General features: G+C 70.6%; 10 protein-coding genes. 2 read left to right on the top strand and 8 right to left on the bottom strand.

From position 1 onward, the window contains the following. Nucleotides 1-7: 7 nt before the first annotated feature. The 3 genes from V1633_RS32245 to V1633_RS32235 all read right to left on the bottom strand — a co-directional run bounded on the left by V1633_RS32245 (nucleotide 8) and on the right by V1633_RS32235 (nucleotide 3,111). On the bottom strand, nucleotides 8-838 hold the full coding sequence (locus tag V1633_RS32245; RefSeq protein ID WP_331218100.1) for a carbohydrate ABC transporter permease: 831 nt from the start codon (nucleotides 836-838) through the stop codon (nucleotides 8-10). Beyond that, nucleotides 835-1,791, bottom strand: coding sequence for a carbohydrate ABC transporter permease (locus V1633_RS32240; protein ID WP_331218099.1), 957 nt, complete (start codon nucleotides 1,789-1,791; stop codon nucleotides 835-837). The genes V1633_RS32245 and V1633_RS32240 overlap by 4 nt, the downstream gene beginning before the upstream one ends. Before the next feature lie 69 nt (nucleotides 1,792-1,860). Next, nucleotides 1,861-3,111, bottom strand: coding sequence for an ABC transporter substrate-binding protein (locus V1633_RS32235; RefSeq protein ID WP_331218098.1), 1,251 nt, complete (start codon nucleotides 3,109-3,111; stop codon nucleotides 1,861-1,863). A 197-nt stretch (nucleotides 3,112-3,308) separates the two neighbouring features. On the opposite strand from V1633_RS32235, the gene V1633_RS32230 reads away from it, so the two are divergent. Then, nucleotides 3,309-4,169 (top strand): IclR family transcriptional regulator, encoded by an 861-nt coding sequence (locus V1633_RS32230; RefSeq protein ID WP_331218097.1) that lies wholly within the window; start codon nucleotides 3,309-3,311, stop codon nucleotides 4,167-4,169. Between the two features lie 87 nt (nucleotides 4,170-4,256). Here V1633_RS32230 and V1633_RS32225 read toward each other — a convergent pair whose 3' ends face one another. From V1633_RS32225 to V1633_RS32205, 5 genes are all read right to left on the bottom strand, one after another. Next, a complete protein-coding gene (locus V1633_RS32225) occupies nucleotides 4,257-5,219 on the bottom strand; it encodes a sulfotransferase (RefSeq protein ID WP_331218096.1) in 963 nt (320 codons plus the stop codon). A gap of 38 nt (nucleotides 5,220-5,257) precedes the next feature. After that, nucleotides 5,258-6,136 (bottom strand): alpha/beta fold hydrolase, encoded by an 879-nt coding sequence (locus V1633_RS32220; RefSeq protein ID WP_331218095.1) that lies wholly within the window; start codon nucleotides 6,134-6,136, stop codon nucleotides 5,258-5,260. A 76-nt stretch (nucleotides 6,137-6,212) separates the two neighbouring features. Further along, complete coding sequence (locus V1633_RS32215) at nucleotides 6,213-6,530, bottom strand: acyl carrier protein (protein ID WP_331218094.1); 318 nt, start codon at nucleotides 6,528-6,530, stop codon at nucleotides 6,213-6,215. 44 nt (nucleotides 6,531-6,574) lie between these two features. Then, nucleotides 6,575-11,344, bottom strand: coding sequence for a type I polyketide synthase (locus V1633_RS32210; RefSeq protein ID WP_331218093.1), 4,770 nt, complete (start codon nucleotides 11,342-11,344; stop codon nucleotides 6,575-6,577). A 5-nt stretch (nucleotides 11,345-11,349) separates the two neighbouring features. After that, nucleotides 11,350-18,963: an SDR family NAD(P)-dependent oxidoreductase gene (locus tag V1633_RS32205; protein WP_331218092.1), complete on the bottom strand. Its 7,614-nt coding sequence runs from the start codon at nucleotides 18,961-18,963 to the stop codon at nucleotides 11,350-11,352. Nucleotides 18,964-19,699: 736 nt separating this feature from the next. Between V1633_RS32205 and V1633_RS32200 the strand changes: the two genes are divergently transcribed. Then, nucleotides 19,700-21,568, top strand: a complete 1,869-nt coding sequence (locus tag V1633_RS32200; protein WP_331218091.1) for a hypothetical protein — start codon at nucleotides 19,700-19,702, stop codon at nucleotides 21,566-21,568. Nucleotides 21,569-21,661: the final 93 nt, after the last annotated feature.

Raw genomic sequence — 21,661 nt, 5'->3', positions numbered from 1 at the left:
TTTCGTGTCAGCCCTTCACCGCACCGGCGGTCATACCGGAAACGACGTACTTCTGCACCAGCAGGTAGAAGGCGACGGCGGGCAGGGTGAACATGAAGGCGACCGCCATCACCGTCTGGATGGGTGTTCCGAGCTCGCCGATGAAGTTCGCGATGCCGACCGAGGCCGGCTGCAGCTCCGGCGTGAAGATGAAGGTCACCGCGAACACGTACTCGTTCCAGGCGTGGAAGAAGGCGATGACCGCGGTCGCCGCGATCGACGGAGCGATCAGCGGCACGTTTATCCGGGTCAGGATGACCAGCGGTCGTCCTCCGTCGACCCGGGCCGCCTCCTCCAGTTCCCGGGGGATGGCGTCGATCGCGCCCTTGAGGATCAGCGCGACGATCGGCAGGACGAAGGCCGAGTTCACCAGGACGAGCCCGGTCAGCGAGTCGAGCAGGTCGAAGCGGCGGAACAGCGAGAACAGCGGTACCACCATCAGCGCCTCGGGGAGCATCTGGGTGAACAGCAGCACGAGGGTCACGACGGCCTTGCCCACGAACGAGAATCGGGACAGCGCGTAGGCGAGCGGGATGCCGAGGCCGACCGAGAGGACCATCGTGCCGACGGCGATCACGAGGCTGTTGAGCAGCCAGCCGGCCGCCTTGCCCTCGGCCAGCGCGTCGACGAAGACCCCGAACTGGCCGAGATCGGGGGTGAGCCGTGGCCGCGTGGCGAACAGGTCGCCGTTGCTCGACAGCGCCGTGACGAGCATCCAGTACAGCGGGAACACCGCGACACCCAGCACGGCGAGCACGGCGACGATCCGCGCCGTGACACCGATGCGGAAGCCCCTCATCGGACGTCCTCCTTCTCCACGGCACGGGCGACGAGTCGGCTGCCGATGATGACGACGAGCGAGATGACGACGCCGACCATGCCGATCGCCGCCGCCGCGCCGAGTTTCTTCGAATCGAATGCCTGCGAGTAGAGGTCGATGACCAGCGTCCGGGTCGCGCCGACCGGGCCGCCCTTCGTCATCAGCCAGATGAGTTCGAACCGGCGCAGCGACCAGATCGTCATGAGCACGGCCAGTAGTCCCACGGTCGGCTTGAGGACCTGCCAGGTGACCGCGCGGAAGGTGGCCCACCGTCCCGCGCCGTCCACGATCGCCGCTTCGTTGAGATCCTGCGGTACGGCCTGCAACGCCGAGAGCAGCACCACGGAGGTGAACGGGAACAGTTGCCAGATGGTCGTCGCGAGCACCGCCGGCAGCGCGTACCGCGGGCTGTCCAGGATCGCGCCGCCCGGCACGCCGAGACCCACCGCGTCGAGGAACCGGTTGACGATGCCGTACTGCGCGTTGAGCATCCACGTCGCGATCAGCGCGACCGCGATACCGGGTGCGGCCCAGGGAATGGTCACCAGCGCGCGGGCCAGCCCGCGGCCGCGGAAGCCCTTGTTCAGCAGGAGCGCGACGCCGAGCCCGAGGCCGACCGAGCAGACGACGCAGGCGATCACGTACCCGAGGGTGGTGAGCAGGGTCCGGCGGAAGTCCGGGTCGCCGAAAATCGCCTCGTAGTTGTCGAGCCCGACCCACTGGCCACCGGTGGGATTGAGCAGGGTCGTACGGGTGAAGCTGAGGTACACCTCTTGGAGCAGCGGCACCCCCTGGAAGACGAGGATGAACAGCGTGGCGGGCGCCAGGAACAGGTAGGGGGTCCACCTGCTACCCAGCGCAGCGCTGCGGCGACGCCGCGGTCCGGATCTGGAAACCGTTCCGGGCGTTCTGGTCTGCTCGACAACAGTCATCGAGTTCGGTCCTTCTCAGGTAGGGGGCTGCCGCGCACCAGGCCGTCGCGTCGGCTTGTCGAGGGCCGGTCAGCGGGCCAGTTCGCTCGCCTGTTGCTGGGCGCGGTCCAACGCGGACCTGAGGTCCACCTTGCCCTGCAGCGCCGCGACCACGTTCTCCACGATCACCTTGCGGATGTCCGGCGTCTTGGCCTCGAAGCCGAGCACGATCTGCGGCAGGCTGGACTCGGTGAGTTGGTCGAAGACCGGCAGGAACGGGGTCTTCTGGAGCGACTCCGCACTACGTTCGGTGGTCGTCGCGACGCTGCTGGCGCCCAGGATCTCCTGCAGCTTGACCTGGTTCTGCGGCTCCAACGTCCAGCGGATGAAGGTGGCCGCCGCCTCCTTACCCTTGCTCGCCTCGTTGACGACGATCGGCGCGAGGATCGCGCCCTGCTTGCGGACCGGGAACGGGATGGGCGCGACGCTGAAGTTCAGCTTGGCGTTCTGGCCACGGGTCGCGGTCACGTACCCGCCGTTGTTGAGCTCCATCCCGACCTTGCCCTCGGCGAACATCCGGCGGAACGTCGCCGCGTCCGCGCCGCGCGGGATCACGTTCGCGTCGTACAGGTCCTTGAACGCCTGCAGCCCCTTCAGGTTCTCGGCCGAGTTGATGGTCAGGTTCTTGCCGTCGGACCAGGCGCCGCCGAAGCCGTAGACGTAGTTGAAGATGTCCTGCCACACGCCGGCTTCCTCGGCCTCCGTCTGCCGGAAGGCCAGGCCGTACACGTCACCCTTGGTCAGCGACTTCGCCGTGGCGAAGAACTGCTCGTACGTGGTCGGCGGCTGCGGGATCAGGTCCGCGTTGTAGAACATCGCGTAGTTCGATGCCTCGAAGATGATGCCGTGCCGGACCCCGTCGTGCACCATGAACTGGTCCGGCTGCTTGAGCAGGTTGTACTTGCTGACGTCGACGAGATCGTCGAGCGGCGCGATCAGGCCGGCGTCGGCGGCGGCTTCGAACTCGGGCATGTCGAAGCGGACCAGGTCGGGTCCCTTGCCACTGCCCATCTGGGTGAGCACGGTCTGGCCGAAGGTCGGGTACGGCACGGCCGCGGCGGAAACCTCCACCTTGTCCTGGCTCTTGTTGAACTCCTCGATCCACTGTGTCAGCAGTGGCCCGCGGCCGGGGTCGCCGAAGGTCGAGGCGGCGAAGGTCAGCTTGGTGACGCCATCGCTGGAACCGCCGTCGGAGCCGCCGCAACCGGTCAGCAGGGCGGCCACCAGGCCGAGAGCACAGGTCGCCCCGGCGATACCGAGGCGCGCGGATCTCTTACTCATCGTTACGCTCCTGTTACGAGTCAAGGTCGCCTTGGAAAATTGCAACGATCGTAGCGCCATGCGCAACGGCGTCAAGTGGCGATTGCAGTGGGCGTCAACTACATTGCATGATGCGCAACGCCGACTCGGCCAGTCAGTCACCGACCGACCGGGGCGCGTAACCGACGAGCGCATCCATCGCACGAGGAGGACCGACTGTGTCGCAGTCGATTCGCCGCGCGATCGACCTTCTGCGTCGATCGGCGGAGCACCCGCTGACACTCACCGAGGCGGCAGACGTGCTCGGCGTCCACAAGTCCACGGCCCTGCGGACCCTGCAGACGCTGGAGTCCGCGAGATTCGTCCGCCGAACCGGCGCGGGGACCTACGTGCTCGGCAGCGGACTGATCGAACTGTCGGAACTCGCGCTCGGCTCGATGGACCTGCGACAGCTCGCCGCCACGCAGCTACGTACCCTGCAACACGAAACCGGGCACACCGTGCACCTGGCGCAACTGACCGGTGACGAGATCATCTATATCGACAAGGTCGACAGCCGGGCGTTCGACGCCGTGAAGCTGCCGTCCCGGGTGGGGCGCGCGGTGTCACTCTACGCCAGCGCCGTCGGCAAGATCATACTGACGTACCTGCCCCGCGAGGAACGCGATCGGCTCCTGTCCCACGTCGTCTTCGAGCAGTTCACCGACACGACCTTCGCCGACCGCGACCGTCTCGAAGCCGAACTCGCCCGCATCCGCGAGAACGGCTGGGCCACCGACAACGGTGAGCACGACGCCTACGTCATGTGCGTGGCGGCACCGATCAGGGACTACCGCGGCCAGGTCGTCGCCGCCGTCTCGCTCACCGCGATCGAGGTCATCGCGAGCCTCGACGAACTGAAGACCAACCTTCCGCTGCTGCTGGAGACCGCGAACCAGATCTCCGTGGAACTCGGCTACACTCCCCCGCCCCCGGTGACGCCCGCCGGGCAGACCACGGCGGCGGCAGGGGTGCCGACCGTGAGCGGATCGCCGCGCGGCGAGGACCCGCAAGCGGCCGTCGCGGCGGCCACCGCGTAACCGGCGGCGCCGCCCGGTGACAGGCCGCTGATCAGGGCCGACGTGGTGCGGTTGGCGGGTAGGGTCCGGAGGCGTCAGCGGCTCGCTTCAGAACGGTGCCTTCTCCTGCCGGCGAGGTCGTGCCTGGACCGACCCGACCACCCGGTGCGCCCACGTCTCCCAGTCGTCGAAGGCCAGAAACCGGCCCAGTCGCCCGAGTTGCGTCAGCGGATCGTCGACGAGATCCTCGTACGTCATCGTCAGCAGTTCCCTCGGCCGGGCATCGGCGATGGCCTGCTCAGCCTCGCTGGCGAGGAACGCGCACAGGCCCCAGTAACGCTCCACGTCCTGGCCGCGTTCGCGTAGCGTCTGGGCCGTCAGGCGGCTGGGCAGGTAACGCTCCAGTTCCTCAGGCACCGGCTCGTCGGCGGCGACCTGGAACGGGTCGAGCCCGTACCGGCCGAGTGACTCCATTCTGAGCTGGAGGAACTGGAAGGACGGGTGGCGGCTCATCGACTGGGCGGTGTCGGCCCAGTTGCGGGTCAGGTAGACGATCTTCGCGGTGGGGAAGTTCTTCAGCAGGTACGGGGCCACGTGGCTGGAGCCGCCGGAACGCTCGATCCAGTGTCGCCGGCCGGTGAGCGTGGTGAGCATGTCCAGGAACGTCTGGTGGTGCCGGACCACCGGCTGATCGGGAAACCGGGGAACCAGTTCGGCGAGTGTGTCGTACAGGTGGTCGGGGTCGGATGAGATCTTCGGCAGCGTGGTCGCGAGGATTCGGGGCAGTTCGATGAGGCGGCCGGCCCACCGGCCGTCCTCCGGGTAACACACCTCGACCGGCGCCAGACCGATCCGGAAGAGAGTGGCGAGTTCCAGTCTGGGACTGCTCAGCCGTGACCAGTACGCGGCGCCGCTGACCACGTCGTTGGCGTCGGTCCAGGGCTCCACCGACATGAAGAACTCCTGAACCGACAGGGTGTCGGACTGCTCGGCGATCAGGTCGGACAACAGCGTCGACCCGCACCGACCGGTGCTGATGATGATCGCGTTGCCAGGGATCGGTGACTGCATCGGAGGTTCTCCTCAACTGTGCGGATCAGTGGCTGGTATCACGGTGCCGACGGCTGGTCCTGACCGGCACGCAGGGAGACACCGACGTCCGGGCGGCTGGACGGGAGAGCACAGTCCCGACGTAGCCAGGACAGGATGATGTCGCGGACAACGCCCGGCTGGTCGACCAGGACGGAGTGCCTCTGGTTGGGCACGGTGACAATCCGCGCTTCCGGTAGCAGCCGTCGTACCTCGGGGGCCAACTCGACCACGGCGGAGTCGCCGCCGTACACCCACAGCGTCGGGCACCCCACCGCGGCAATCCGCTCCTCGGGTGGCAGGCGGCTGGCCGGCAGGTCACGCACGAGGCTCGTGCCGGCGAGCACATCCCGAGCCAACCTTGCCCGGCGGCCGGCCTGCTCCCCGCGTTCGGCCCTGATCTCGGCCAGCGCGTGTTCGCGGGGCAGGTACGCGGCCGCGCTGTCGAGCTGCTTCAGCACCCGCTCGAACCACATCGTCGTGGGCGGGCAGGACTCGATGCCGGCGATGGCACCGACCCGCTCGGGATGACGTGCCGCGTAGCCGAACGCGATCGTGCCGCCGAAGGAGTTGCCGAGCAGGTGCACCGGACCGGTCACGTCGAGCGACACCAACAGTGCCGCCAGGTCGTCGACGAAGTCGTCCAGCGTGTATCCCGCCGGTGGCCGTTCGCTGTGTCCATGCCCACGCAGGTCGTACATGATCACTCGGAGGCCGGCGGCGGCGAGCGGATGGGCCAGGGTGAGGTACCAACTGGCCAGGGTGTCCGAGGCCATGCCGTGGATCAGCACGGCGGTCGGGGCGGTGTCGTACGCGCCGGGGGCGATGCCGGTCACCACCTCGGATGGGCTGAGCTGCTCCACGTGGACGGAAAGGCCGTTGGCCTGCACGATGCTCATGCCGGCACCCCGCTTCGCTCCGTGCCGCCATGGGGCACGACCACCCCGGACCTGATGACTCGCTCGCTACGCTCACTCATGCCGGCGTACCCGCCTTGCCGGGGCTGGCGTCGGCCCTGTTCAGCGCGGCCGCGATGTGTTCGACGAGCTGGCCGACCCGCAGTTGTCGTACCGACTCCAGGTCGAGGCCGGCGACGAGCTGGGCGAAATTGACCCTGTCGCCGTACCGGACCTGGAGGCGGCCGGCGAGGGAGATGACGTCGATACTCTCCATCTCCAGGTCGTCCTGGAACCTGGTCGCCATGGTGATCTCGCCGTCGACTCCGGCGTCGTCGCGGATCGCCCGCAGCATCTCGGCGACGTCGGCGAGAATGCTGGCCTGGTCCACAGCCATGTGATGTCCCTTCTCCTGATCGGATACCGCTTTGGGGGGCCGGTTCAGTGGCTGGCCTCGGGTCCCCAGGTCCAACCGACGACGTACCGCCGGGAGGGCGGGTCTTCGGGGTTGGACACCTCCCGATGTGCGACCTGGTAGACCCGGTCCCCGACCACGACGGTCAGCGTGGCCTGGGTGGCGGCCACCACCGTGAACCGTCGCGGGTCGCCGGCCAGGCCCGTGCCCTCCGCCTTCGCGGCCGCCTCCTTGGCGACCCAGAAGCGGGTGAACCACCGGCGCGGGTCTTCGCTGGCGGCGACCGAGTCGAGCAGCCGTCGTTCCGCTTCGGAGAGCGTGAACGTGACGGTGCTCTCCGGGTGGTCGGTGATCTCGGCGACGTCGATGCCGACGCCGGGGGCGTCGGGCGGGGTGTGGGGCGCGCGGGATCTGGCGATCGCCACGCCGAGGTCGGCGACGTGGGCGAGCGAGACGTCACAGTCGCGGAACCCGCGGCCGGGCCGTGGGTACACCCGGGGCCGACCATTCGGGTCGTTCGTGACGGTCAGCTCGATGGGGTAGACGTCGGTGTGGCCGTCGTCCCACAACTGGAAGCGCACGGCGTCCTTGACCGCGATCCGGCCGAGCAGCCACTGCTTGCGCGACCGGGGCGGCTGCCGCTCGTAGTCGGCGTAGCCGGCGGCGCCGAGTATGCCGCGGGCGGCCAGGCCGCGGGTGACCAGGTCTGTCCAGCAGTCGAAGACCATGGTCCAGCCTTCCGGCTGCCGCAGCGACATCGGATGGCGCTCCGGAAAGCGCTCCGCCAGCCGGGCCGTACGGTGGCTGTCGAACCGCCGGTCGACACAGCCATCCACCTGCGCCCACACCCGGCCATCGATGGAGAGCTGGGTGTCGGCCACGAGCTGCGCGTCGTCGATCGAGCGCACCCGGGCAACGCACTCGAACGCCGTACCGGGCGCTGGCGACGGCCCGAAGAGCCGTACGTGTCCGAGTTCCACCGGCAACGCGACGGTCCGCGACGGCTGCGTCGTGATGAGCCAGTTGCCGACCAGCTGCAGTGCGTTGTCGAGCAGCGCGCCGGGCGGGACCGGGGCGGTCACCACACCACGGACGTGCATGTCGCCGAGGGCGTGCACCGTGGTCACGCCGTGGAACAGGGGGCCGTGGAACATCAGGCGTTCGGCGTACATCTGCTCGGCGCTGATTCGCGGCGGCCGCTCGGTGGCCGGGTCGTGCCGCCAGACCGCCGGACGGTCGGCCGGGTAGTCCGGCGCGACCTCGACCGTCGAGCGGGCGTAGCCACCGAAGATCACCGAGAGCTGGCCGGGTCCGACCGGCTTGACAGTGATCTGGACGTCCTGCGGCGGCGCGGCGATCAACCAGCGACCGAACCGCGCGTCGCGCACGCCGACCACCCGCATACCCGGGGCGGCCTGTTCGGCAGCGTCCATCATGTGCTGTACGACGGTGGTGGCCGGCACCACTGGCCACCGGTCTGCCGGGTCGGGCCAGTCATCGGGTTGTTCGAAGAAGCAGTGGTCGCGCAGGTACGGCATGGTGTCGAGGGCGACCCGCAGAGTCGTGCGGTGCACCTGTGGCGACGTCGATCGCGCCGGATCCCCGGTCCCGCCGTCGGTGACCGCGACGTCCGACGCGTCGCCCAGTAGCGAGGCGAGTTCCGCGGCGGCGCTCGAGTGCTCGGCGAGCGTGTGCAGCGTGGCCAGGGCCGGCGATCTCGGCAGGACCACCGGGGCCTGCGTCGCCACGGTGGCCTCTCCCCCGACAACCGGGCCGGGTCCGCCGGTTGCGCCGTTCGGGCCGTTCGCGGTCCACGCCCTGCCAGCACCGGCCGCGACGCTCCCGCCAGCAACATCGGCGACGCTCCCGCCGCCAACATCCGGGACGCTCCCGCCGCCAACATCCGGGACGCTTTCACCGGCACCCGCCGGGACGCTTTCACCGGCACCGGCCGGGACGCTCGCCGGTCCGGCGGACACGGATACGCTGAGCAGTTTGTCGGCTCCCTCGCCGAGCCGGACCAGCGGGCCGCCGAGATCGAGCCGCATGATCGGGCCGCGCCTGACCGGTCGCTCGGTAACCGGGGCCGTGGCTCGGACCCGGCGTGCGGTCACCGGATCGAGGGCGGCGAGGTCCGGTGCGGCGCCCTCGACCCACAGCGCGGTGGCGACCCGGCGCAGTTGGTCCAGTCCGCTGCGGTGGGCGACGTTGACCGGCATGGCGAGGTGGTCGCGGCCGCGCAGGTTGTCGGCGATGACCGAGGCGAGCTGCCCGGCGCCGACCTGTAGGAACACCCGGAAGCCGGCGTCGTACATGGCCTGGATGGTCTGCCGGAACCAGACCGGTTCGAGCATGTGTCGTACGAAGATCTCCAGCACCTGGGCCGGCTCGGTGGGGAACGGCGCTCGGAGGGTGGTGGACCAGACCGGTACCCGGGTGGGGTTGACCTGCCAGCGACGTAGCGCCACGCCGATCGACTCCAACCCGGGGGCGGACATCGGCGTGTGGAAGGCTGAGCGGAACGGCAGTTTCTGACTGAGGATGCCGTCCCCGCGCATCTCCTCGACGAGGGGTTCGATCTCGCTCTCGGGTCCGTTGACGATGCACTGGGTGGGCGCGTTGTCGTGGGAGAGCACCACCCCCGCGGTGCGGGCGAGCCGCGGGGTGACCTGTTGGGCGGCCGCGCCGATGACGGCGAAGACGCGATCGGGTACCTCGGCCGACGCCGAGTTGAACGCGGCCAGGAATTCGTCCATCGTCGCCGAGCTGATCTGCCCGGTGGTGGCCGCGGCGGTCCACTCGCCGATGCTGTAACCGGCGACCGCGTCCGGGGTGATTCCGATCCGGTGGAGGGCGTCGTTCAGCAGCTTCCCGACCTCGATCACGTTGGCGCCGTGCCGGCCGAGGTCGTCGGCGGACCACTGTCTGCCGGACAGGTTGAAATGCGCCGCGACGTCCTCGGTGCGCGGGGCGAACTCCGCCTCCAGACCGGGATACACGAAGGCTAGCTGGCCGGGGCATTCGCCGGCGAGCAGTGGAGCGGGACTGAACCAGATGTCGCGGGCCCCGCGCCAGGGCTGCCCCTTGGCGACGGCGCGACGGGCCGTGGCGAGGCGTTTGGTGTCGGGGTTGACGATGCCGAGCCGGCACCGTTCGCCCGGCGCCAGACGGCGGGAGCCGGCGGGACCGGCCGCTCGGACCCGGATGGCGCCACGGGCGCGCACGGTCTGGTCGTCGACGTCGAGCAGCCGGGCCAGCGCGGCCGGATCGGGGGCGGCCAGCCAGAGCACGTCGTCGGACTGCTCGACGGTGACCGCCGCCCTGGCGTGGGCAGCCGGCTGCGCCGGGGCCACCGTTCCGGAAGCGGTCACTGGCCTGGTCGTACCGGTACCGCCCGGAGGGGCCGTCCGGATCTCCTCCAGGATGACGTGGGCGTTGATGCCACCGAAGCCGAACGCGTTGACGGCGGCGCGACGCGGCCGGTCGCTCTCCCACGGCTCAGCGGCCGTGATCGGCGCGAACCGGGTGCGGGCCAGTTCCGGCCGTGGCGTGTCGCAGTGCAGCGTGGGCAACAACACGCCACGGTGCACGGCCAGGGCCGCCTTGATCAAACCGGCGATGCCGGCCGCCGGCATGGTGTGGCCGATCATCGACTTCACCGAGCCGACCACCGGTCGTGGCCCACTGCGGTGCGGTCCGAACGCCTCGGCGATGGTGGTGATCTCGGCGGCATCGCCGGTCGGCGTCGCGGTGCCGTGCGCCTCCAACAGGCCCAGCGCGTCCGGGGCGGTCGGGTCCAGTCCGGCCGCCGTCCAGGCCTGCCGGATGGCCAACACCTGACCGGCGCTGGCCGGGTTGACCATGCTCGCGGCGCGCCCGTCGCTGGACACCCCGATGCCGCGGATCACCGCGTAGATCCGGTCGTCGTCGCGCAGCGCGTCGGCCATCCGCTTGAGTACGACGATTCCGGTGCCCTCGCCGATGAGCAGCCCGTCCGCCGTGCTGTCGAACGGCCGGATCTCGCCGCGCTGCGAGATCGCGCCGAGCTGGCTGAACACGGACCAGAAGCTGATGTCGTGCACGTGGTGTACGCCGCCGGCGAGGACCGCGTCGAGCCGGCCGCTGTTCAGCTCGCTGATCGCATGGTCCACCGCGATCAGCGACGAGGCACAGGCGGCGTCCACCGTGTACGCGGGCCCCCGCAGGTTCAGCCGGTTGGCCACCCGAGAGGCGGCCAGGTTCGGCACCAGTCCGATGGTTCCCTCCGGCCGGTGCTCGCCGAGCCGCTCGTCGAACTTCGCCCGCACCCCGTCCAGCTGACTCTCCGGCAGGCCCGGGATCAGTTCCCGGAGCACCTGGATCACCTGGCTGGACATCCGCACCCGCTGGGCGTAGCGGGCCTGGGCGGGGCTGAGGATGCCACCCCGGCCGATGATCACGCCGATCCGGTCGCCGTCGGGCAGCCGGTCGGCGCCGCCGGCGTCCTCGATGGCGGCGGCGGCCACCTGCAGCGCGATGAGCTGGTCCGGTTCGATGTCGGCGATGGACGCCGGCATGATGCCGAACCTGAGCGGGTCGAAGGTGGCCAGGTCGTCGACGAAGCCGCCGCGCCGGCAGTACAGCCGGTCCGGCCGGTGCGCCTGTGCCGGGTCGTAGAACTCCGGATCCCACCGGTGCGGGGGCACCTCGCTGATCGCGTCGACACCCTCGACCAGGTTGCGCCAGTAGCTGTCCAGGTCACCCGCCCCCGGCAGCAGCGCCGCCATCCCCACGATCGCGATCTGGGCGCCGTACATGCCGCTTACCAGCCCGACGCGGTGTGGACGACGGAGGTGACGGCCGGGTCGCCCCAGGCCAACTCGCCCAGCAGGCTCAGCACGCCTTCCTCGGGGTCGATCAGAGCGATGCCGTTCCGGGCGAACTCCCGACCCAGTTCCGCGCTGACCATTCCGCTGTGCCCCTCGGACGGTGCCCACGGCCCCCAGTGGACGGTGAGGCAACGGTTGCCGGTACGGGCCGCCCAACGGCTGCCGATCGTCTCCAGGGCGTCGTTGGCCGCGGCGTAGTCGCCCTGGCCCCGGCCGCCGTACACCGCCGAGATACTGCCGAACAGCACCACGAATCTCGGGCGGCTGCCCAGCCCGTCCAGCGCGTCCAGCACCGCCCGGGCGCCCGTCACCTTGGTGTGGAAGACGCGGGCGAAGGACTCCGGATCCTTCTCGGCGATCAGCTTGTCCTCGATCACCCCGGCGCCGTACACCAGCCCGTCGATGCGGCCGTACCGGTCGTGGATCTCGGTGATCAACCGTCTGGTCGCCTGCGGGTCCCGTACGTCGAGGTTGTGGTAGCGCGCCCTGGCACCCAGCTCACCCAGATCCCGCAGGGTGGCCTCGACCTCCCGGCCGGTCAGGATCGCCTGGGCCCTGCGGCCGATCGTCGCGGCGGAGCCGATGCCCTGCCGCGCGAGCGCCGCCCGCAACGCCGCCAGATCCGTGGCCGCCGCCAACGACGGATCCTCCCTGCTCTCCGGCAGGTTGGTACGGCCGACCAACTCGATACGACACCGGGCGGCCGACGCGAGGGCCCGGGCGAACCTGGAGGTGATGCCGCGTGCGCCGCCGACCAGCACCACCACCGACTCAGGGTCCAGACCGGCCGCCCGGGCCTCCGCGACGCCGTCGCCGGCCGGGCCGGCACCGCCAGCCGCCAGCGCCCCGAGGCTCGACGGCGTCAGGTCGTACCCGCACCGGCTGTCTCCGCTGCGCCGTACCACCGCCGCGTCGCCCCCGACCAGCAACTCGTCGACGATTTCCTGGGCGAGCCGCTCCGCGGGTCCCGCACCGTCCACCAGCACCAGTCGGGAGGTGGTCGACGGATACTCCCGGGCGATGGTGCGGAACAGACCGGCCATCCCGTCCGCCCCCACACCGGCGCCCGGGTCGGCGACCGCCAACACCCAACGCGACCCGCCGGTCAGGACCTGCTTGATCAATCCGAACACCCCGGGCAGCATCGTCGGCTGCCCACCAACCAACCCGTCGAGCAGGACCAGTCCGTCCACTCCGTCGACCAGGCCGGGCTCGGTGACCGTGCCGGTGCGCACGGTCGCCCCGTTCCGGCGCAGCAACTCGACCACCCGTACGGCTGTCGGACCGGGCCCGGTCACCAGCAGCGTGGCACCCGCGAGCGCCGTCGCCGGTCGGACCGGCGCGTCCACGACCGGAACCCACCTGGGGAGCATCCGCGTCGGTGCGACACCGAGACGCGTAACGTCCACCGGCTCCGCGTCACCCGGAGTTGTCGCCGGCCGCGGCGGTGCGGGTCCGGCGGGGACCGCTGGCGACGACGTCCGACCGGCCTGCGTCGGTGCTCCGGTCGACGCCGTGGACGGTGTCGGCCGGGCGGCCGCGGTCGAGGTCAGCGCCGGGACGGTCGCGGCCACGGCCTCGTTCACCCGGGCGGTGAGCAGGTCGACCATGGTACGCACGGTCCGGGCCCGGACCAGCGCCTCCAGCTCAGCTTCCGCGCCTTCCACGGACAACGCGAGCCGGGCGGCCACCTCACCGGCCACCTCCGCCCGCTTGATCGAATCAATGCTGAGATCGGCCTCCAGATCCAGATCCAGATCGATCAGATCGATCGGGTAACCGGTCCGCTCGCTGAGCACCGCCAGCACCGCGCCCTGGAAGTCCAGTGCCGTCGGTGCGGCGGGCGTGGACGACCCCGCCGACGGGTCGACCGGGGCAACCGGCGTGGCCGCCGACCACGCCCCGGTGGCGCCGTTCGTCGTCGAGGCCGCGCCGGCGGAGGCCACCGGGACAGCGAGGGTTTCCGTCGCCACCGTCGAGGCCATCGCCTGGTTCACCCGGGTGGTCAGCCAGTCGACCATCGCACGCACGGTCCGGGCCCGGACCAGGCCCTCGAGCTCGGTCTCGTCACCCTCCACCGACAAGGTGAGCCGGGCGGCCACCTCACCGGCCACCTCCGCCCGCTTGATCGAGTCGATACTGAGATCGGCCTCCAGATCCAGATCCAGATCGATCAGATCGACCGGGTAACCGGTCCGCTCGCTGAGCACCGCCAGCACCGCGCCCTGGAAGTCGAGGTTCGCCGGCTGCGCCGGAAGTGTGGCGAGCGGGGCGGCGGCGACGACACCGCTGGTACCGGTGCCCGCCCCCGGGATGGCGGAAGGCCCGTACCCAGGTGCCGTGGCTGGTGTCGGCCCGGGTGGAACCGACGCTGGCGGGCCGATCGTGGCCAGCGTCGAGGCGACTGGAGCCCGGGAGTCGGCCGGCGCGGGCGAGACCGGTACGGCTCGGTCCGCCGCTGTGGCCGGCGGTGCCGGTACCGGCGCCGGCGGACCCGCCGCGACGGCTGCGACGCCGACCGGCGAGCCTGCTTCGTAATGTGTCGCCGACGGTCGCCCGGCGGGCGGCGCACCGCTGGTAGTGCCGAAGTAGGCGAGCATGACGTCGCGCTGGGAGGCGATCAACTCGCGATTCGTCCGGAGGAACTCGACGAGTGGTTCGTTGTGGCCCGCTCGCCCGGCACCGTTGTCACGGCCCTCCCGCCCGGCATGGTTGTCACGGTTGTCGGTGGTGGGAGCGACTGTAGCTGTCATCGACGGCTCCTTGATGCGTCGTGGGGGCGTCATGCCACCGGCGAGGCTGCCGCCATCGCGGTCGCGGACGAGTTGCCCGTCAACGGTCCAGAACGGGTGGCCGTCGGACGCCGTCACGGTGCTCTCGACGGTGTCGCGGCCGTGGAACAGCCAGCCGGTCTGCACGGGTACGCCGGCGCAGGTCAGCTGTGCGACGGCGAGGAGGAAGTCACGGAGTCCCTCGCCGGTACGCCGGTCGCAGGCGACGGCGAGGTGCGGCCGGTCGGCCAGGATGGCCCGGACCAGACCGGTGAGTACCTGTTCGGGGCCGGCCTCGACGAACGTGCGGACGCCGTCGGCGTACATGGCTTCGATCTGTTCGACGAAGCGGACCGGAGCGCCGACCTGGGCGGCGAGTTCGTGCCGTACCTGGTCCGCGTCGGTGGGGTAGACGGTGGCGGTACGGTTCGACCACACCGGCACCTCCGGTGGGGTGACCGGTTGGGCGGCGAGCACTTGCGCGAAGTGCTCCACGGCGGCGGTGACGAGCGGGCTGTGGAAGGCGCAGGCGACGTTGAGCTCGCGTGCCGTCAGGCCGGCGGCCCTCAGCGCGGTGACCGCCGCCCGCACCGCGGGCGTGGGACCGGAGATCACCTGCTGGGTGGGGGCGTTCCGGTTGGCCAGCACGACCCGGTCGGCGAGGCCGGCACCGTCCAGGACCGCGCCGAGGCGTTCCGGGGTGGCGATGACCGCGGCCATGGTGCCGGGATCGTCGCCGGTGGCGGTCAGGATCGCGTCGGCGCGTCGCCGGCTGAGCTCCAGCAGGGTTCGCGGGTCGTAGGCGCCGGCGACGCAGAGCGCGACGAGTTCTCCGTAGCTGTGCCCCGCGGTGACGTCGGGCTGGACGTTGAGTCGGCGGAGCAGGTGGTCGACGGCGAGTCCGCCGATGCCGAGCCCGGGCTGGGCCACCCGGGTGTCGCGGATCCGCTCGCGCTGGACGCGTTCGGTGTCCGGGTCGAACGCGGCCGCTGGGAACAACAGGTCCGCCCACTCCGCGCCGAGTTCGAGGTACCGGCGCAGTTCGGGGAAGGTGACGAACAGTTCGCTGAGGGCGCCGGGGTACTGGCTGCCCTGTCCAGGGAACAGGAACGCCACCTTCCCGCTGGCTGTGCCGGCACCCGTGGGCGGTTGGGGTGGCTGGATCAGCCCCTGTCCGGGGTCGTGTTCGTCGGCCAGGGCGCGGTGCAGCAGCCGGTCGAGTTCGCCGGCGTCGCGGGCGACGATCGCGACCTGGACGGGGCCGGAGCGTGGGTCGGCTTCGGCGGCCGCGGTGGCGGCCAGGTCGCGCAGTCGCCACGGCCGGCCGTACCGGTCGGTGGTCCGGAGCGTGGCGGCCAGCTTCTGCACGGCCCGGTGCGCGGCGGGCCGGTCGGGGCCGCGGAAGCAGAACAGCTCCGCCGGCCATTCCTGACGCGCGTGGCGCGGTTCGGGTGTGTGTGGGTGCGCGGCGAGCACCAGGTGGTAGTTGGTGCCACCGAAGCCGAAGGCACTGACTCCGGCGATCCGCTCGGCTGCCGGAGCGCTCCACGGGCGGGCCGAGGTGAAGAAGGCGAACGGGTTGCGCCGCGAATCCCACGCCGGGTTGGGGCGGGTCAGGTTGATGGTCGGTGGTGTGACGCCGGTGTACAGCGCGAGCGCCGCCTTGAGCACACCCGCGAGCCCGGCCGCGCACTTGGTGTGGCCGATCTGGGACTTCACCGAGCCGAGCGCACAACTGCCCGGCTGCGCACCGGAGGAGACGAACAGCCGTGTCAGGGTCTCCAACTCGGTGCGGTCACCGACGACGGTGCCGGTGCCGTGCGCCTCGACCAGCCCGACCTGTCGCGGGGAGATACCGCTGCGTGCGTACGCCCGCATCAGCGCCCGGCGCTGCCCCTCCGGACGCGGGGCGGTCAGGCCGAGGGCGCGTCCGTCGCTGGAGGCACCGACCCCCTTGATGACCGCGTAGACGCGGTCACCGTCGCGCTCGGCGTCAGCGAGTCGCTTGAGCACCACGCACGCGACACCCTCGCCGAGGGCGATGCCGTCTCCGGTGCTGTCGAACGAACGGCACCGGCCGGTCGGGGACAGCGCGTGCGCCGAGGTGAACATCAGGTAGTCGTTGATTCCGTTGTGCAGGTCGGCGCCGCCGCAGATCATCAGGTCACTGGTGCCCGCGGCGAGTTCCTTGCAGCCCGCGTCCACGGCCGCCAGCGACGAGGCGCACGCCGCGTCCACCGTGAAGTTGGGCCCGCCCAGGTCCAGTCGGTTCGCGATCCGCCCGGCGATCACGTTGGCCAGCACACCGGGAAACGAGTCCTCGGTGACCACGGGCAACTGGTCCCGCAGGGCCGCCGGTACCTCGCCCAGATAGGCGGGCAGCATCGTCCGCAGCGTCTGCGCGTGCCCCATGTCGCTGCCCGCCTCGGCGCCGAACACCACCCCGGTACGGCGGTGGTCGATGTCCGGCGTGTCGTAGCGGTACCCGGCGTCGACGAGGGCCCGGTGCGCGGCCTCCAGGGCCAGCAGTTGGGTCGGATCGATGCTGGCCAGGGCCGCCGGTGGAATGCCGTACCGGATCGCGTCGAACGGCACCGGCGCGATGAAACCACCCCACTTCGACACGCTGATCCGACCGGCCTGTCCCGGCGCCACCTCGGACGCGTAGTAGGTGTCCACCGCCCACCGCTCGGCGGGTACCTCGGTGACGGCATCCCGGCCGCTGAGGATCGTCTGCCAGAAGCTGGCCAGGTCCGGCGAGTCCGCGAAGACGCAGGACATACCGACGATGGCGACATCCAGCGGCGTGGTCGACACCGGGTCGGGCCGCTCCGCCCCCGGATCGGGCGTCGCCGCCAACGCCTCGATCCGCTCGGCGTGGAACCGCTGCGCCCCGACGGTCACCTCGGCATGCAGGGCGGCCACTGTCGTCTGCGCGCTCCGCAGCACCGTGACCTGGCCCGCCATGAACAGCCCTTCGGCGTGCTGACCCGCCTCGTCCACCGCGATCAGGGCGTCTCCGTCGCGCCGTCGGCCCTTGCTGGCTATCCGCAGGCGGCCGACGTTGAGCATCTCGAGCCGTTCCCACACCTGCCGGCCGGCCGCCCCCGCCGCGACCAGCTCCTGCCGCACCCGCTGGAAGTCGTCGACGTACGGGCTGGGCAGACAGCGTGTCACGTGTCCCGGCGCCGTCTCCAGTAGCGCCGTACCCGTCGCCGCGATCACCTCTCGCTGGAACAACGGCTGGATCGCCCCGTACTCGACCGCCTCCCGGGTGAACAGGTACGCGGTACCCATCAACACGCCCACCTGCACACCGCGCCGTGCCAAGGGTCCCGCCAACGCCGTCACCATCGCCGCCGAACGCGCGTCATGGATGCCACCGGCGAAGAACACCTGTACCTGCGCGGCGGTCCCGGCCGGCGTGCCATCGAGGAACTCCTCCAACGCCAGCATCTGCGCCTCCCACAACGGAAAGCTCGTCCGCGGCCCCACATGCCCACCGCACTCGGCGCCTTCGAACACGAACCGGCGCGCCCCGGCGCGCAGGAACTGCCGCAACAGACCCGGCGACGGGGTATGGAGGAACGCCCCGATGCCCTCGGCCTCAAGGGCCTTGGCCTGCGCCGGCCGGCCACCCGCGATGATCACGACGTGCGGCCGGGCCGCCCGCACCTCCGCAAGTTGCGCCGCCCGTAGCTCCTCCGGGACGAAGCCGAGCACGCCCACGCCCCACGGACGCCCACCCAGCGCCTGCGCGGCCTCCCGCAGCATCCGCCGGGACTGCTCGCCGCTGGCCAGGGCGAGCGCGATGAACGGCAGGGCGCCGTCACCGGCCACCGCCGCCGCGAACCCCGCCACATCGCTGACCCGTGTCATCGGCCCCTGCGCGACCGGTATCCGGACATCCAGCGCCCGCGCCAGCGGTGCACCCGGCGCCAGCAACCCACCCGACCCGGCGTCTCCGGTGGCTTCGGCGATCGCCCGTCGGATGGCGCGTACCGCCGCGGCGGTTCTCCCCCACCGCTGCCGGAACACCGCCGCCAACCAGCCGTCCTGACCTACCGGCAGCACCTCGCCCGTGCCGTCCGGCCGGCCGTCACGGCGTATCCCCCGCACGCCGTCGTGCAGCACCGTCGCCGTGCCGTCCATCCGGCCGATCACGGCCCGTACGTCCTCCGGCAGGTCCGACTCCGGCATCAGCGCCAACTGGCTGTCGAGTACCACACCGGCCGCCCCACCCAGCACGCAGGCGGCCGCCGTACGGGGCCCGACGCCACCAGCCAGCCACGCCGGCAAGCCCAACGCCTCGTCGGCCAGCAACTGCTGCAACAGGACGAAGGCAGTGAGCTCACTGACCCGCCCGCCCGCCTCCGAACCGCGCGCGATCACCCCGTGGGCACCAGCGGCAGCCGCCGCACGGGCCTCCCGACGACTGGTCACCTCCACCAGCACCCGATGCCGCCGCGCGGCCGCAGCCAGCGACCAGGCACTGTCCGGTGGCAGCACCACCAGGTTGACGCGGCCCTCCGCAACGCGTTCCACCTCGGTCAGCGTGGCGGCGCAACCCGCCGGAACCCGTACCCCGATCGGCCCGGCCGACCAGGACACCGCCTGTTCCAGCGCGTCCAACGTCCGGCGGTCACCTCCGGCGAGATCGAACACGCCAATGCCGCCGCCGGCACCGGCGGCCGCCACGATCCGCGGACCAGGCTCGACTCCGCCGCAGGGATTGATGACGATGACCGGCTCACTCCCGGCGGGCGCAGTACTCATCGAACTCCCGTCATCGGGTTAGGCGTGCCGGCGCTCCGCCACCTCATCCGCCGCGCTCATCCACCGGTCCTGGCCGGACGAGGGCGCGTTTGACCTCGAAGAGCGCTACTTCAGCTCTGGTCCGGTCGATCCGTGTCGGTGACGTTCGGTGGGCGCCGACTGACCCTGCTCCTATTTGGGACGATTCTACGTGCAGCAGGCCGAAGGCCAAGATTAGAGAACTGTCAGCTTTTATCTGCCTAGAAGCAGACTATGGATCTTGCGGATGGACTATCCTGTTTCGTCGCCTCACCGCCTCTGACCTGCGACAACAGCGGCACGACGCGGTGTCCGCGACCGCTCGGCTCCGCCCCCGAGTCACGCCAGGTCGCCCACCCCACGGGGCCGGTCGGCCGCCGAGTTCCACGCTCACTGCACCTAACGCCCGTTTCGTGAGCTATTGTCGCGATGTAGTTAGTTGCCACCTACTTGGGCTGGAGCTGTCGATGGGGCACCACATTCGTCTTCGTACCAGTTCCAGCTGACCTGAGGCGGCTGTCCGGGACAGCCGGCAGACACCGCCGCCGCCCCGATCTCGGGGTAGGGCATCAGCGTTCCTCGCCCTGGGCGTCGCTCCCCGCGACAGCGGGCGCTTCGCCCTGCCCGTAAGGCGGTCCCGTTCTCGGGTCATCCACCCAAGTCGATGTTCGTGGCGACAAGGCACGCGACGAACCGCTATTCCAGGAAAGGATCACGCATGGACAGGACCCGGATCGTTACCCGGTCACTGCTCCCCACGGCGACCGTACTGGCGACCACGCTGGCGCTCGCCGCCTTGCCGCCGGCAGACGGCACCGTCAACGCCGGACCGGCGGCACAGGAGCGACTGCTCGACGACGCGCCACCCGAAGCCGGCAGACAGTCGCCGCGCGAAACCGGCAGAGCCTCGCCACCGGCGGCGGGCAGACCGTCGACAGAGCTGACCGGCAGACAACTGGCATCGTCGACCGGCGAACCAGAACTGTTGGCGAAGGCCAGCCCGGACGAGTGCTTCCGCGGGATCGGCGCGATCTCGCCCGGAGGGGAATGCGAACCCGGTAAACCGAAGGTGAATCAGTCGTACGTGTGGGGTCTGACCAAATCCGGCAACCACCTGTGGTTCGGGACGGCCGCGAACGTCCACTGCCTCACCCTCGGGTTGAGTCTCGCGGAGATCGAGCCGATCGAGAACGACGACTACGTGTGCGAGTTCGGCGAGAGCCCACAGCGGGCGAAGAGCCCACTGCTACCGCCGGCAGCCGGCGACTGGCGTCCGCCGAGGGTCTACCTCTACGACACGTCAACGCGGAAACTGACCGACAAGACCGGGGCCATCGCGGGGAAGTCCAGCGCCGACCGGCTACGGCTGGAGTCGACGGTGGGGATCCGGGCCGCCGGCTCGCACAACGGCGTCGTGCTGCTCGGGGGACCGGGCATCGTCGGCATCAACCTGTTCGCCTTCGACGCCAAGTCCGGCCGGTACCTGGGGTCGACCACCGTCGCCCAGTACGGCACGATCCGGCACATCATCGTGGCCGATGGTGCTCTCTACGCCGGCGTCGGTCTGGGGCCCGACGGTCTGGCCGGCGGTGCGGTGCTGCGCTGGGCCGGCAACACGTCCAGTCCGTTCAAGTTCACCGTGGTGGGCAAGCTGCCGGCGCAGGTCGCGGACCTTGTCGCACACAAGGGACGGCTGTTCGTCACGACCTGGCCCAGCGTCGCTCGTGGTGTGCAGGCCCAGACCATCGCCGGCGTGTGGATGAGCCAGTGGCTCACCACCGGAAAGCGCGGTCTCACCACGGCCGACGCCAGTTCCTGGCGGCAGGTGTGGAGCGTGTCCCAGTACGAGCCGGACCCGGTCGTGGCCGCGTCGTACGGCCTCGGCGGCCTCGCCTCCTACGGCGGCCACCTCTACTGGGGCACGATGCACGTACCGCTGAAGTCCACGCAGACGCACACGCTCCGGCAGAGGCCGGCGAGTGACGAGCAGGGCAGCATCGCGGTCCAGAACACACAGCGCTCAACGAGCATCTTCCGGGCCAGCAACTTCGACCAGGGCAAGGCGAAGGCCCAACTGCTGTACGGCGCCTCAGAGTTGCCCGCGTTCAATCCGGAGGCGAACGACGGGGCGGGCGCATGGCAGCTCCGCCCGACCGGCTACAAGCCCAAGTTCGGCCCAGCCGGATTCGGTAACAAGTACAACAACTACACCTGGAAGATGGTGGTGACCGGCGACTCGTTGTATGTCGGCACCATGGACTGGAGCTATGTCGGCAAGGACCTGCCGCCGACGGTCGGCGGCGCGGTCGAGGCCGCGCTCGGCGAGCCCGACCCGGCATCCTACGGGGCCGACCTGTGGGTGTTCGACAACCCGAAGAAGGCGGCCAAGCCGGTGGACACCACCGGGCTCGGCAACTACCTCAACTACGGGATCCGCACGATGGTGGCCGACCGGTCAGCGATCTACCTCGGGATGGGGAACCCGATGAACCTGCGGACCGATACGGAGGATGACGTCCCGGAGGGCGGTTGGGAGCTGATCCGGCTACCCGTGACCAACCCCAAGTCCTCCGCTGCCAAGCGGTGACCATCCTGTCCGCAGGGGACCGTTCCCTGACGGGGAACGGCACGATCCGCCGAGGATGACCATTCCGTGCGGTCGTGGGGCGGGGGGGGCGGG

Origin of the sequence: Plantactinospora sonchi (assembly GCF_036422035.1) — a bacterium.
Taxonomy (GTDB): Bacteria; Actinomycetota; Actinomycetes; order Mycobacteriales; family Micromonosporaceae; genus Plantactinospora; species Plantactinospora sonchi.
Note: the sequence above shows the minus strand (reverse complement) of the source record. Positions and strands in the feature narration are given on the sequence as shown.

Coding starts and splice junctions, on each gene's coding strand:
- V1633_RS32215 (WP_331218094.1), bottom strand. CDS start 6,530: ATGGCTGTGGACCAGGCCAGCATTCTCGCCGACGTCGCCGAGATGCTG.
- V1633_RS32220 (WP_331218095.1), bottom strand. CDS start 6,136: ATGAGCATCGTGCAGGCCAACGGCCTTTCCGTCCACGTGGAGCAGCTC.
- V1633_RS32240 (WP_331218099.1), bottom strand. CDS start 1,791: ATGACTGTTGTCGAGCAGACCAGAACGCCCGGAACGGTTTCCAGATCC.
- V1633_RS32200 (WP_331218091.1), top strand. CDS start 19,700: ATGGACAGGACCCGGATCGTTACCCGGTCACTGCTCCCCACGGCGACC.
- V1633_RS32210 (WP_331218093.1), bottom strand. CDS start 11,344: ATGTACGGCGCCCAGATCGCGATCGTGGGGATGGCGGCGCTGCTGCCG.
- V1633_RS32225 (WP_331218096.1), bottom strand. CDS start 5,219: ATGCAGTCACCGATCCCTGGCAACGCGATCATCATCAGCACCGGTCGG.
- V1633_RS32245 (WP_331218100.1), bottom strand. CDS start 838: ATGAGGGGCTTCCGCATCGGTGTCACGGCGCGGATCGTCGCCGTGCTC.
- V1633_RS32235 (WP_331218098.1), bottom strand. CDS start 3,111: ATGAGTAAGAGATCCGCGCGCCTCGGTATCGCCGGGGCGACCTGTGCT.
- V1633_RS32205 (WP_331218092.1), bottom strand. CDS start 18,963: ATGAGTACTGCGCCCGCCGGGAGTGAGCCGGTCATCGTCATCAATCCC.